Source organism: Holdemanella hominis, assembly GCF_014306155.1.
Taxonomy (GTDB): Bacteria; Bacillota_I; Bacilli_A; order Erysipelotrichales; family Erysipelotrichaceae; genus Holdemanella; species Holdemanella hominis.
In genome coordinates this window covers 19,823-33,602 of sequence record NZ_JACRWH010000005.1, presented here as the reverse complement: position 1 = coordinate 33,602, position 13,780 = coordinate 19,823, and the positions used below count along the sequence as shown (strand labels likewise).

The window sequence follows — 13,780 nt, the reverse complement described above, 5'->3', positions numbered from 1 at the left end:
TAAGGGACGATATATACCCTAAAACGGTTTGTAGCTTAGATTAGGCTCGGACAACATGTTGTTCGAGTCCTTTTTTCAACCATTTTAACGCTTCCGTCATCCTTGTCGATTTTAGTAAAAGAAAAGACCGCTTGATGCGGTCTTGACTGTTTTATGCGTTTTGTTCTTGTTCTTGAAGCATTGCCTTTTCAACAGGTTGAACTAATTTCTTTCCAGAACCAATGAAGATCATCAATCCTAATGCCATTAATAGAATAGCAAAGAATAATTGTAGTCCGTCTGTCATAAATACGAATCCGCCAGTAACGAATAACTTTAAGCAGATGTTGTATACTGACATTCCTAAGCTTGTCATCGTTACAACTAACATCATAACCATTGGTACATATAACATATATCCTTTACGTCCTGTAACTTTTAAGAATACAGATAACGAAACTAATACCATCGCAGCTAATAATTGGTTAGCACTACCGAATAATGGCCAGATATTTAAATATCCACCTAGGCTTAATAGGTAACCACCGGCTAATGTGATCAATGTAGCAACATATTTATTTGTTAAGAAAGCGACAACACTGTTTGTTTCAGCGTCTTCATTGACTTCAAATAATTCTTGGAATGATAAACGTCCGATTCTAGCGACAGCATCTAATGAAGTTAATGCCAAAGCAGAAACGAACATTGTCATGATGCATAGACCCCATTCTTGAGGGAATCCAAATTGGGAAATCAATCCAGTAACACCAACTGAAAATTTAATAAATGGAGTTGCAGTATCAGCAAAGGCCATAGAAGATAATGTTTCATTTAATACGCCTTTGCTAGCTAAGCTAGTTAAAGATCCAACAACAACGATTACAAGTACAGCAAGTAATGATTCAAGTAACATACTTCCGTATCCAACTTGTAACATATCACTTTCGTTGCGAATTTGTTTAGAACTTGTTTCACTAGATACAAGTGAGTGGAATCCACTAACAGCACCACAAGCAACTGTAACGAATAATGTTGGGAAGATATAGCTTCCTGTTGCAGATTTAAATCCTGTGAATGCAGGTGATGTGATTGTAGGATTTGATACAAATACACCAACAACTCCAGCAACGATCATTCCGATGAATAAGAATGTAGTTAAATAATCGCGTGGTTGTTTTAACACCCAGATTGGTGTGACACTCGCAAAGAAGATATAAACGAATACTAGATATACCCAAGTTTGTTTAGTGAAGTAAACTGGGAATGCGATTCCTAATGCTAACATAGCGACGATTAGTGCAATGCCTAAAACAACTTGTTTCCATCCAGAAAGCCCCGTTTTCTTTAAGAAGAAACCAAATGCGATCGCAACAAACACATATAGAATTGTGATTGAACTAGCAGCTCCACTAGGTAAAGATTGTGCACCTGTAGCATTGTATCCGTTTAATGATCCTGCAACCATGTCAGCAAAAGCAGCAATAACTAATAAAGTAAATAACCAGCAGAACAAGAAGAATAATTTACGTCCTGTTTTACCAATGTATGTTTCAATGATTTGTCCCATTGATTTACCATGAGATTTAACAGATGCGTATAGAGCACCAAAGTCTTGTACGGCTCCAAAGAAGATTCCTCCGACCATTACCCATAAAAATGCAGGTAACCATCCAAATACCATCGCAAGTACTGGACCAGTTACTGGACCGGCTCCGGCAATTGAAGAGAATTGGTGTCCAAATACTTCCCATTTATTACTTGGAACATAATCAACTCCATCTTCTTTTTCATAAGCAGGTGTCTTAGCTTTTGGATCAATTCCCCATGTTTTAACTAAATAACGTCCATAAACTAAGTAAGCTGTAAGTAATAATGCAGCAGCGATAGCTAATAATAATAGACCATTCATAAATAATTTTCCTCCCTTAAAACTTTCTATTCAAATATTCAAATAATAAAAAAAGACTTCGTCTATCTAAGACGAAATCTAACACTATTCCGCGGTACCACTTAGTTTGCAACTACATTATTGCCACTTAGAACTTCTTAACGCGAAGGACGAATCATCTTACTTATAATTTCAAATGATTAGCTCACAAGTGATAGCTCTAAGGACCGTTGTTATCATTTCACCAAATTTGATACTCTCTTAAACCGGGCTTGCTTAAAGTCGTGTCTTGCTCATTGCTTTGAATATTTGTGTTTGTATAATATACCATCTTGAAAAGTATGTCAATAAAAAATGTAACAAAATGAAAATTAACATTTTCACAATTTACATTAATTACAATTGCCATTTGTTTGTTAACATGTGAACGTTTGTGCTATAATATAAAAATGTTGTTGGAGGGGAATAGATGATTTATATAACTGGAGACATTCATAGAGAACAAGATATTCATAAAATCAATCCTAGAGAATTTACAGTTGGCAATTCTTTAACAGAAAATGATTATGTTATTATATGCGGAGATTTTGGTTGCGTTTGGGATGGAAGTACAGGGGATAACTTCTGGTTAAAATGGTTAGATTCACTTCCTTGGAACACTTTATTTATTGATGGGAATCATGAAAATTTTGATGTTCTTAATACGTATCCTGTAGAAGAGTATAAAGGTGGTAAAGTACATCGTATTCGCTCGAAAGTATTTCATTTAATGCGCGGTGAGGTTTTCAATATTGATGGTTATAAATTCTTTACTATGGGTGGAGGATTTTCCCACGATGTTAATTATCGTACAGAACATAAAAATTGGTGGAAAGATGAAATTTGTACGATTGAAGAAGCGAAACATGCTTTTGCAACATTAGAAAAAAATAATTGGGAAGTTGATTATATTTTATCGCACGATACATATTCATCGCATCCATTGACTCATAAATATGAAACGGATATGGCTTTATATGGAGATGATTATTATGATTTACACGATTGTTTAGAAACAGTTGAGAAGAAAACAGATTATAAAATGTGGTTTAGTGGACATTATCATGATGATATGATTCATTATTCGGATTCCGATAAGCCATGTTTGACTTTATTTGATAAAGTTTTATTACTAGATAATATAGATGAAGAAATTAAAAGCCTGGCTAAAATTTAGTCAGGCAATTTATTTAAAGAATGTCTTGAAGATTTTCTTCAATTGTATTTTTTAATGTATCGAATGAATGATCAAATCTTTGTTGATCATTTTCATTTAAGTGTAAACGAATCACTTGTTCTACACCATTTGAACCAACAACGCTTGGTGTTCCAATAAAGTAGCCTTCTTTACCATATTCACCATTTTGATATGCACTAACTGGTAAGATAGCACGTTCATTATTTAAGATGCAAGATACGATACGTTTTAATGCCAAACCAATTCCATAGTAAGTGGCGCGTTTTAATTCGATGATTTTATAAGCTTTATCACGAACGTCAATATAGATTTCTTGTAGTTCACTTAAAGAAATGTTATTTTCATCTAAGTATTCAAGTAAGTTTTTACATCCAATATATGAATGGATCCAAGGAACGAAACTAGAATCTCCATGTTCACCCATAATATATGCATGGATATTACTGTCTGCAAATCCTAATCTTTCGCTTAATGCGTGACGTAGACGAGCTGTATCTAATACAGTACCTGATCCAATAACGTGGTTTTTAGGTAATCCACTTTCTTTCCATGCAACATATGTCATGATGTCTACTGGGTTGTTGGCAACAACTAAGATACCGTTGAAATTATTTTCTTTTAAGGCTTTACATACACCTTTTGTGATGTTTGCGTTGATTTTAACTAAATCCAAACGAGTTTGACCTGGCTTTTGAGCAGCACCAGCTGTTAAGACAACAATGTTAGTATCAGCTGCATCTGCATATGTTCCAGCAGAGATTTTCATTTTCGTATCTGCATATACTAGCCCATCATTAAGGTCCATTTGTTCACCTTTTGCCTTGTCTTCATTGACATCGACTAAAACAAGTTCATCGATTCCTTTTTCTGAAAGCATTGAATAGGCAAAACTCATGCCGACAAACCCTGTACCAACAAGCATGATTTTTCTTTTTTTGATTTTTTCAGACATAAACTTCATTCTCCTTCTTATATGTACACAACTATTATAGGTTAGTTTCAACTAAAAAGCCAGTGTATAACTGGCTTAATTAGTTTGGGTTTGGGCTTGTAGAGTAATTTCTACTGTAATCTTCTTAGAATCTCTTTCAACGACCATTTTAATGGTATCTCCAATTTTATGCTTTTTTAGAACATTTTTTACATCACTTGTTGATTGGATTTGTTCACTATCAAAACTAAGAATACGATCATTTTGTTTTAGTCCTGCTTTATCAGCTGCTCCATTTTTAACAATTTGTACGATGTAGCAGCCATCTTCGTATTTTGAATATTGACCTTGATTGTTTGAAGTATAGTCATATAAACTAACATTTAATGCAGGTCTTGAAGTGACACTTCCATTTTGCATAAGCTCTGTGATAATGTCTTGAGCAGGTGTGATTGGAATCGCAAAGCCTAATCCTTCAATTCCAGTTGAACTTTCCTTTGCGTTAACAATTCCAATTAGATTACCGTCAGCATTGAACAATCCTCCACCAGAATTTCCTGGATTGATGGCAGCATCTGTTTGTAGAAGTGTCATAGTTTCATCGTCAATTGTGATTTGTCTATCTGTTGCAGAAATAATTCCCGTTGTAACTGTACCACCAAGTTCTCCTAATGGATTTCCGATGGCAATGGCAGGATCTCCAACTTGTAAAATATCACTATCACCAAGTGTTGCAGCCTGCAAGTTGTTCGCATCCACTTTAATAACGGCTAAATCTGTCTGTGAATCTTTACCAACAACACTCGCGTCATATTCTGTGCCATCTGTAGTTGTCACTTTTAAACTTGTTGCTCCACTTACTACATGGTTATTCGTAACAATATATCCATCTTTACTGATGATGACTCCACTGCCGGCACCTTGTGAAACGTATTGTCCAAAAATGGAATTTCCACTTGAAGCAGATTCAGTTGTGATTTCGACAACACTATCTTTACATTTTTCTACGATGTCAGAAACATCCGATACTTGAACGGTTCCAAAATTGGATTTATTAGTTTGTTGCTGAATAGTGACATTAGCATTATTAGATAGATGGCTTCCGGCATAGCCAGCACCAAATCCAACGACACCCGATAATAGGATTATACCTACAGTGGTTATAATTTTATTTCGAACAGGGACATATTTTTTGGACCTAAATTCAGGTGGTGTTTGCATGTTGATTCCTCCTCATATAATATGCTACATTCTGTAGTATACACCAAATTAAACAAAATACATGCATCAAATACGCTATTTTGTCTATACAAATTTTGGATTATTTCTATTCAGTGATATAATAGCGTTATAGAAAGCATGTTTAAGGGAGGTTCCGTATGCCAACAAAAAAAGTTACAAATAAAAAAGTAGTTGATAAAAAAGAAGAAGTTAAAGCAGTAAATCCTGTTGAAGAAAAAAAAGTGGAAACTAAACCTGCAGAAGAAAAGAAAGCACCTGCTGAAAAAGCAACTGCAGAAAAAAAGGCTCCAGCTAAAAAAGAAGAAGCTAAACCTGCAGAGAAAAAGAAAGTAGCTGTTAAAAAAGTAGCTGCAGAAAAAAAGGCTTCAGCTAAAAAAGAAAAAGTTAAACCTGCAGAGGAAAAGAAAGCACCTGCTAAAAAAGTAGCTGCAGAAAAGAAGGCTCCAGCTAAAAAAGCAGCTGCTAAACCAGCTACAACAAAGAAAGCTTCTACTAAAAAGACAACTACTAAGAAAACTACAACTAAAAAGGCTACAACTAAGAAAATGACTAAAGAAGAACAATATGCTAAGTTATCATTGGATACATGCCTAGATTTAGCAAAAGCTATGTCAATGGATGTAACTCGTGAGTCAATTATTCAACAATTAATCTTAAATCCGGATGTAAAATCTGTTTCAGAAAATCTAGTAAACAAATATCAATTGACTGGTAAGTTTAACTTTGAAGAAGATGGTTATGATGAAGGATTAGTAGAAGTACTTGTATCAAAAGTATTTGAGACAGCTGATATCAAACCTCAAAAACCAGAAGATTTACAAGCAGATGTTGCACATGCATTGAATTATAAATTTACAGATGTTGTTGCGGATGGAGAAGAATATAAAGATCAATTTGATACAATGCGTAAAGTATTGATGATTGCACAACACAAAGATATTCATGATTCAAAGAAATTAGAAGAAGAAGTTGGCGTTGATGTAGAAAAGTTTGTCGAAGAATTCATGGATTTAGCTTACAGTGTTTTAAAAACATGGAAATATGAAGATGTAGATTACTATGAACACTTTATTTTCGCGGTATTATCACAATTAGAAGACTTACATAACAAGTACAGTAATCGTATTATGATGGATGTAGCTGATCTATATATCTTGCATGGTGATTATGGATTAGGTGATGCAGATTATGCTTATATCTTAAGAGAAAATCAAATCAAAGATTATATCTATTATCGTTATGCTTCAATTTATGAAGGTGTTGATAAAGATAAGGCAAAACAAATCGCAAACCAAGCTTTGCAGTTTGTAGATGATCGTTTTACATATTATCCAAATATTATTGCAGTTTTAGAAGGTTAAATTGGATTCTACTTGATTTTTAAAGGTGTTTTGCATATGATATAGCTTGCGAATACTTTTAATCAAGGAGGATACAATGGCAGCTTCAAAAATTCCTGTGTGGATTAAACAATGCCTTGATCAATATGGTAACTGTGCATGTGGACGTGCAATTACTAAAAAAATTGGTAAGGATAATCTTTTACAGATTCTTGAAAACGAAGGATATCCATGTGAATTGGAAATCTTGAGTGATCAAAAAGACAAAAGTGCATATCCCAAAGATGGAACATATATTTTGACATTAAAAAATCGCCAACCATTATTGGCTGACGAAGATGAAGACGATGAATAAACATCGTCTTCCTTTTTTTATAAATTTTTAATGATTTCCTCTGTGAACTGTTCAGTTGTTGCGCTGCCACCAAGATCTGACGTTAATACACTATGTTCTTCGAACACTTTATTTAAAGCTTTACGGATTTTATTAGAAACCACATCTTGATGTAAATCATCTAACATCATACAAGCTGACAATAATAAAGCGCTTGGATTGGCAATGTGTTTGCCAGCAATATCAGGAGCACTGCCATGTACAGCTTCATACATCGCATATTCATCACCTTTATTGCAGCTAGGAAGTAATCCTAAACCGCCAATTAATCCACTCGTTAAATCGGAAACGATATCTCCATAAAGATTTGGCATGACCATCACATCAAATTGTTCGGGATGAATAACCAACTGCATACAAGTGTTATCTACAATTAAAGAATTGGCTTCAATTTGAGGATAATCCTTGGCAATATCTTCAAAAATATGAAGGAATAAACCATCACTCATTTTTAAGATGTTAGCTTTATGTACACAAGTTAATTTTTTGCGATTATGTTTTACACAATATTCAAAAGCAGCCTTGATAATTCTTGTGCTCGCTTTTTTTGTGATGATTTTATATGCATATACTGTATTCTCATCAATCTGTTCTTCTTTTCCTACATATAGATCTTCAGTGTTTTCTCTAAAAGTTACGATATCTACATTTTCAAAACGAGTAGGAATACAAGGATTCGATTTAGCTGGACGAATATTTGCCCACAAGTCATATTTGTTTCTCAAAGTGACATTCAATGAACGAAAACCTTTACCAACTGGCGTTGTGATAGGAGACTTCAATAGAATTTTATTCTTTTCGTAAGATTCAAACGCTTTTTCTGGTATATATTCTTTCGTTTCTTCATATACCTTTGCACCTACGTTAAAGAATTCATATTCTAAATCTGCTCCTGCAGCATTCAATACTTTGATTACAGCATCCGTAATTTCAGGACCAATCCCGTCCCCTTTAAAAACTGTTATTGTAGTCATTCGTTTTCCTCCATTCCTCCTACATATACATTGGCAGGTCGTATTAATTTTCGGTTTGATTGACGATTCTCTAAATGATGGCTAACCCATCCGGCTGTACGACTGATCGCGAATAGTGGTGTAAATAAGTCGTTTTCAATCCCCAGCAATGAATAAACATAGCCGGAATAATAATCAACATTGGCACATACATCGATGCCTTTTCTTTCTTTCATGACTTCAACGGCAACTTTTTCAAATGCATGGATACAATTGTAGATATCTTCTTGTCCTTTTGATTTTGCGAGCATTTCACATTGTTGCTGAATCAATAATGCACGAGGATCACTCTTCGTATAAATCGCATGTCCAATTCCATAAATTAATCCACTATGATCAAAGAAGTCTTTATCTAACAAACGATTCGCAATCTTTTTTAGTGTTAATTTATCTGTTGTAAATCCAACCTCATGGAAGATAGCTTTAAACATATTGGTAACTTTACAGTTGGCACCCCCATGCTTAGGTCCTTTTAAAGAACCAATGGCAGCCGAAATACAAGAATAGATATCTGTTCCTGTACTCGATATTACGACATTGGCAAAAGTTGAGTTGTTTCCTCCACCATGATCGGCATGAATCATTAATAAAGTATCCAAGATCCTTGCCTCTTCTAAAGTATATTGATCATTCCCTCTAGCCATACATAAGATATTTTCAGCTAGGCTTTTGTCGGGATAAGGATAGGATTTAAAGACTTTGTTGCGGGCATATGAAAATGTGAAAAGTGGAATACTCGCTAGAATGTTTAATCCTTTTATCATTCGTTCTTCTAAGTCATCTGTATCAGCGCTTGGATCTTTTGCATATAACTTCAACACTTCAATTTGAAGTGCATTTAGTATGTTTGGTGTTTCATACTGTAAGTCTACAGGCCCCATTTTAAAGTTCAATAAATAATCTTTAAATTCTTGTAACTGTTCTTCTGTTGGTAATGTGCCAAAAATCAAAAGGAATGCGACTTCTTCAAATCCAAAAATACGATCTTTAGGTTGTTTATCAACTAAATAATTGATGGGATATCCCCTGTAAATTAGTTGTCCATCAATGTTGTATTTCTTTTCATGAACAAATTTATATCCAATAACATCACAAATCTTAGTCAGACCCACCTTAACTCCCGTGCCATTATCATTTCTAAGACCAGCTTTTACACGATATCTAGAGTATAAGGAAGAATCGATATAATTGAGTTCTTCATTAGCTTGATAGATTTCTTTAAGTGTCTTCATTTTCTGAAACCTCCTTTCATGTGTTTCATATTATAACATAAACTTTCATTTTGTTACATTTTTTGTTATAATTCCAAACGGAGGATATTGTCTATGCAAAATTTAACGTATAAGATTCTAGAAAAACATTTATTAAAAGGAAAATTAGAAGCGGGGCAACCTATTGAAATCAAAATGGATCAGACTCTAACACAAGATGCCACAGGAACTATGGCTTATATGCAGTTTGAAGCTATGGGCGTAAAAAAAGTAAAAACAGAATTATCTGTCAGCTATGTGGATCACAATACATTACAGAATGGATTTATGAATGCAGATGACCATGCTTACCTTCAAAGTGTAGCTAGTAAATATGGGATTTATTTTTCAAAACCCGGAAATGGAATTTGTCACCAAGTTCATCTAGAACGTTTTGCCAAACCAGGAAAGACATTGATTGGTTCCGATTCACACACACCAACATCTTCCGCTATGGGATGTATCGCCATTGGTGCTGGAGGATTAGACGTTGCCAAAGCTATGGCAGGAATTGGTTACCGCTTAACATGCCCTAAAGTAGTCGAAGTAAAATTAACGGGTACTTTAGCACATGGTGTTTCAAGTAAAGATATTATTTTAAAATTGTTAGAATTACTAAGTGTAAAAGGCGGAGTTGGAAAAGTATTTGAGTATACCGGAGAAGGCGTTAAAAATTTAAGTGTCTACCAAAGATCTACCATCACAAATATGGGGGCAGAACTTGGTGCAACTACATCTATTTTTCCAAGTGATGAAGTAACTCGTGAATTTTTGAAGCGCCAACAAAGAGAATCAGACTACATTGCTTTAAGTGCAGACGAAGGTTGTCATTATGACGAAACAGTTGAAATCAATCTGGATGAACTTACTCCATTAGCGGCATGTCCAAATTCACCAGATGCTATAAAAAATGTTTCTGAACTAGCCGGAATGAAAGTGGACCAAGTTGCGATTGGATCATGCACTAACTCAGGTTATGAAGATTTAATGAAAGCTGCATCCATTTTAAAAGGGAAAAAGATTGCTCACAATGTAAGTCTTGTGGTTTCACCAGGATCTAGACAAGTTTTAATGAAATTAATTGAAAACGGAACACTTGCGACATTTGTATCTTGTGGAGCAAGAATTCTAGAATGTACATGTGGACCATGTATTGGTATGGGACAAAGTCCAAAGAGTGATGCAGTAAGTTTACGTACATTTAACCGTAACTTTTATGGTCGAAGCGGCACATTAAGTGCAGGCATTTATTTAGTATCACCAGAAGTAGCTGCAGCCAGCGCAATTACAGGAGTCATCACGGATCCAACCACTTTGGAATATGTGGATGAATTTGAAAAAGAACAAAGCTATATCGATGATTCATTGATCTATGCTCCAAGTAAGGATTCAGAAAATGTAGAAATTGTTCGTGGCCCCAATATTAAACCACTACCAGTAAATACGCCAATGGATTCAACAATTGATAAAAAAGTTGTAATAAAATTACCAGACAATATCACAACCGATCACATTGCTCCAGCAGGAGCTAAGGTTTTACCGTATCGTTCAAATATCGAAAAATTATCCACATTTGTATTTGAAAATAATAAACCTCATTTCGATGAAGTATGTAAAGAAAATAATGGTGGAATCATTGTAGCTGGAGAAAACTATGGACAAGGATCAAGTAGAGAACATGCAGCACTTGCACCTATGTATTTAGGCATTAAAGCTGTTTTGACAAAATCATTTGCCCGTATTCACTTGGCTAATTTAGTCAACTTTGGCTTGTTGCCACTGATATTTACAGATAAATCAGATTACGATAAAATCGATGAAATGGATGAATTAAAGATAGAAATTGTAAACTCATTATATGATTCATTAGATTTGATCGTTGAAAACGTGACAAAGAATGAAACATACAAAGTACATGCACCAATTAGTCAAGAAGATATTGATATTCTTATGGCGGGTGGCGCATTAAACTACATTCGTAATCAACAATAGGGACGTTTTATCAAGCGTTCCTTTTTCTTGTGATATAATAATGAGGAAATTAGGTGAGAAAATGAAAGAAAAACAGGAACAAATTGTGATGCGTATTTCATTTTGGTCCGGTGTTGTATTTGCGCTTGCAGAACTTATCATGGCAATCTTTTCTAAATCGCAATCTGTTTTGGCAGATACAGTCTATGATTCAACTGAACTTGTCGTGATTGGATTAACGATTTATATTATTCCTTTATTCTATAAGCCGGTTACAGAAAAACATCCCTTTGGATATGCACAACTTGAAAGTATTGTGATTCTTTTGAAAGGATTTATGTTTATTGCGGTTATGATGGCTCTAATCATGAACAATGTTCAAATTATGTTGAATGGAGGGAATGATATTGACCACATGCAGGTATCTTTGTTTGAAACGATATTAACATGCTTTTCTGCACTGATTTTATTGATTTTAATGCGAATTAATAAAAAAGTAACATCACCAACTGTAGATGTAGAAATTTATGGCTGGAAAATCGATGTGTTTTCAAGTATAGGTGTATCACTTGCGTTTTTCCTATCTTCGTTTTTAGGGCACACACCACTCTCTTGTATATCTCCCTATTTTGATCAGATTGTCGCAATCGTCCTTGCCTTAGGCATGATGAAAGAACCAATTCAAATGATAGGAGAAAGTTTTCGTAGTTTGATGTTGTTGAGTCCTGATGAAAAAGAAGTCGCAAAAATCAAAAGCATATCCTCTTCTGTGTTGGATAATTATCCATATGATCCGGTATTTTATGATATTACGACAACAGGAAGAAAAATGTGGATATCCATCTATTTCACAACACGAATTGATATGATGTCGTATACCGAATTGGAAGTAGCCAATCGAGAATTGAAAATAGCACTTCAAGAAGAATATGAAGATTGTTTTGTCGAACTTGTACCCAATGTATTAGCGAATAAAGAGGAGTAATTTGGAATGGAAAATAAAATAGAATTAGTATGTCCTGAATGTAATGAAAAGTTTAATGTTGATATTTTTACGTCGATCAACGTTCAAATGGACAAAGATATGAAAAATAGAGTGTTAAGTGGAAAACTCTTTGATATGGAATGTGCACATTGCCATTCTAAATTCCATATTCCGTATCCAGTTTTATATCACGATATGGAAAAAAAGTTGTTGATTCAATTTACAGAAGAAAAAGAACTGCAACCCATTAAAAAAATCTTAGATCATGCCAATGTAGGTGAAGATTATACAGTACGAATCGTAGATAATGAGCGAGACTGGATCGAGAAGATTTTGATTTCAGATAGTGGATATGATGATCGTATTATGGAACTTTATAAACTCCTTGTACTATCTCAATATGAAGATGCTGATAATGTAAATGCTCTTTATTATTGGAATATTCAAAATTTTGAAAATCCACATTACGTTATGGTATTGGATGAAAAAGAAAGTGATAAGATGCATTTTATGCCGTTTCATGAAGGTGTATATAAACAAGTGGAAGAAGTCTTTTTATCAGATATTAAACAAGATTATATTGTAGATGCTTCTTGGGCTGTTTCAAATACGAAGTAGGTGATTCAATGATTGAAAGCATTCATGCATGTGTAGATTTATTACACGTGGGATATCGCGTAAAAGATGCATATGATCCGATTATATTAAATGTGTATCATTGTTTACAAATGGAAAATTTGAACGATGAACAATATATGTTGCACATTGATTCCGTGTTAAATAAAAGTATTCATGATTTGAATGAAACGGAAGTATATACCTATATTACATATGTTTTTGAAAAAGAAAATTATGTTCCTTCCTTTTTAAAAAGTGTTATTGAATCTGGGGTGTTTAAAGAATTATTGTTGAGATATTTATCTTTAAAAGAATCAGATACACTTCAATGTGTTAAGTTAAATCGTAACTTATTAAGTAAGTGGCATTATGCGCACATCTCTGAAGAGGTGGCACAGAACTTGACAATCAGTGCTAATGGAAGAGTCTATCTAACAAGGTATGTTATGTCAAAAGAAGGTGTACAGGCTTTAAAAACGCAACAAGCTACGATTTCTAAAGAAGATGCCTATGCCATTTTAGAAGCGATGGCAAGTTTGGATCTAGAGACCAAAGAAGTAGAAGAAAATGGATGGCAATTAAGGATGTATAAAAATGTCGGTGGAAAGAATCGCTTAGTGAAAACAATTGTCCACGATGAAAAGAATCCAAAAGGCTTCAATGAATGGATTCGTTCTTTATTACCTTTTGAGCATCTGTTTGTGTTTGGAGGTTCCTATTATTCATGGGAAAAATAATGTAAAAATTTACATTTTAACTTGACATTTATTTTCATTAAGACTATATTATTTTCAAAGCAATGAAAAGAAATAGTAAAATAGTGCTGCTTCAAGAGACTTTCTGGTTGGTGAAAAGAAAGAGTAAGGCTATTTGAACACGTCTTTGAGCTGTAAAGATGAAACTAAGTAGTTTTTAACGTATTCCTGGCGTTA

12 protein-coding genes and 2 other annotated features (1 of these 14 only partly in view) are annotated in these 13,780 nt (G+C 34.2%); of the genes, 7 read left to right on the top strand and 5 right to left on the bottom strand.

Features of this window, described 5'->3' with window-relative positions; genetic code table 11:
- Positions 1-151 precede the first annotated feature (151 nt).
- Complete coding sequence (locus tag H8911_RS02730) at positions 152-1,888, bottom strand: carbon starvation CstA family protein (RefSeq protein ID WP_186998631.1); 1,737 nt, start codon at positions 1,886-1,888, stop codon at positions 152-154.
- A gap of 64 nt (positions 1,889-1,952) precedes the next feature.
- Positions 1,953-2,173 (bottom strand) — a binding site (T-box leader).
- 163 nt (positions 2,174-2,336) lie between these two features.
- Here H8911_RS02730 and H8911_RS02725 point away from each other — a divergent pair.
- Positions 2,337-3,083: a metallophosphoesterase family protein gene (locus H8911_RS02725; RefSeq protein ID WP_186998630.1), complete on the top strand. Its 747-nt coding sequence runs from the start codon at positions 2,337-2,339 to the stop codon at positions 3,081-3,083.
- A 13-nt stretch (positions 3,084-3,096) separates the two neighbouring features.
- Here the strand turns inward: H8911_RS02725 and H8911_RS02720 are convergent, their stop codons facing one another.
- Together H8911_RS02720 and H8911_RS02715 are read right to left on the bottom strand one after the other, a co-directional pair.
- Entirely contained in the window at positions 3,097-4,056 is a 960-nt protein-coding gene (locus H8911_RS02720) for an L-lactate dehydrogenase (protein ID WP_117926862.1), read from the bottom strand.
- Between the two features lie 75 nt (positions 4,057-4,131).
- Complete coding sequence (locus H8911_RS02715) at positions 4,132-5,256, bottom strand: S1C family serine protease (RefSeq protein ID WP_186998629.1); 1,125 nt, start codon at positions 5,254-5,256, stop codon at positions 4,132-4,134.
- Positions 5,257-5,414: 158 nt separating this feature from the next.
- Here H8911_RS02715 and H8911_RS02710 point away from each other — a divergent pair, with 158 nt between their 5' ends.
- Positions 5,415-6,638, top strand: coding sequence for a neurofilament protein (locus tag H8911_RS02710; protein ID WP_186998628.1), 1,224 nt, complete (start codon positions 5,415-5,417; stop codon positions 6,636-6,638).
- A gap of 76 nt (positions 6,639-6,714) precedes the next feature.
- Positions 6,715-6,972 carry a hypothetical protein gene (locus H8911_RS02705; protein ID WP_117924004.1) on the top strand — a complete coding sequence of 86 codons (258 nt, stop codon included), beginning with the start codon at positions 6,715-6,717 and terminating at the stop codon, positions 6,970-6,972.
- A 17-nt stretch (positions 6,973-6,989) separates the two neighbouring features.
- Here H8911_RS02705 and H8911_RS02700 read toward each other — a convergent pair whose 3' ends face one another.
- A complete protein-coding gene (locus H8911_RS02700) occupies positions 6,990-7,985 on the bottom strand; it encodes an isocitrate/isopropylmalate dehydrogenase family protein (RefSeq protein WP_186998627.1) in 996 nt (331 codons plus the stop codon).
- Complete coding sequence (locus H8911_RS02695; RefSeq protein WP_186998626.1) at positions 7,982-9,256, bottom strand: citrate synthase; 1,275 nt, start codon at positions 9,254-9,256, stop codon at positions 7,982-7,984. The genes H8911_RS02700 and H8911_RS02695 overlap by 4 nt, the downstream gene beginning before the upstream one ends.
- 93 nt (positions 9,257-9,349) lie before the next feature.
- On the opposite strand from H8911_RS02695, the gene H8911_RS02690 reads away from it, so the two are divergent.
- From H8911_RS02690 to H8911_RS02675, 4 genes are all read left to right on the top strand, one after another.
- Positions 9,350-11,266, top strand: a complete 1,917-nt coding sequence (locus H8911_RS02690) for an aconitate hydratase (protein WP_117924010.1) — start codon at positions 9,350-9,352, stop codon at positions 11,264-11,266.
- A gap of 61 nt (positions 11,267-11,327) precedes the next feature.
- Positions 11,328-12,230, top strand: a complete 903-nt coding sequence (locus H8911_RS02685; protein WP_186998625.1) for a cation efflux transmembrane domain-containing protein — start codon at positions 11,328-11,330, stop codon at positions 12,228-12,230.
- 6 nt (positions 12,231-12,236) lie between these two features.
- Positions 12,237-12,848, top strand: a complete 612-nt coding sequence (locus H8911_RS02680; protein ID WP_117924014.1) for a CpXC domain-containing protein — start codon at positions 12,237-12,239, stop codon at positions 12,846-12,848.
- Between the two features lie 8 nt (positions 12,849-12,856).
- Positions 12,857-13,585 (top strand): hypothetical protein, encoded by a 729-nt coding sequence (locus tag H8911_RS02675; RefSeq protein ID WP_117924016.1) that lies wholly within the window; start codon positions 12,857-12,859, stop codon positions 13,583-13,585.
- Positions 13,586-13,638: 53 nt separating this feature from the next.
- Positions 13,639-13,780: a binding site (T-box leader), on the top strand; it runs 67 nt beyond the window's last position.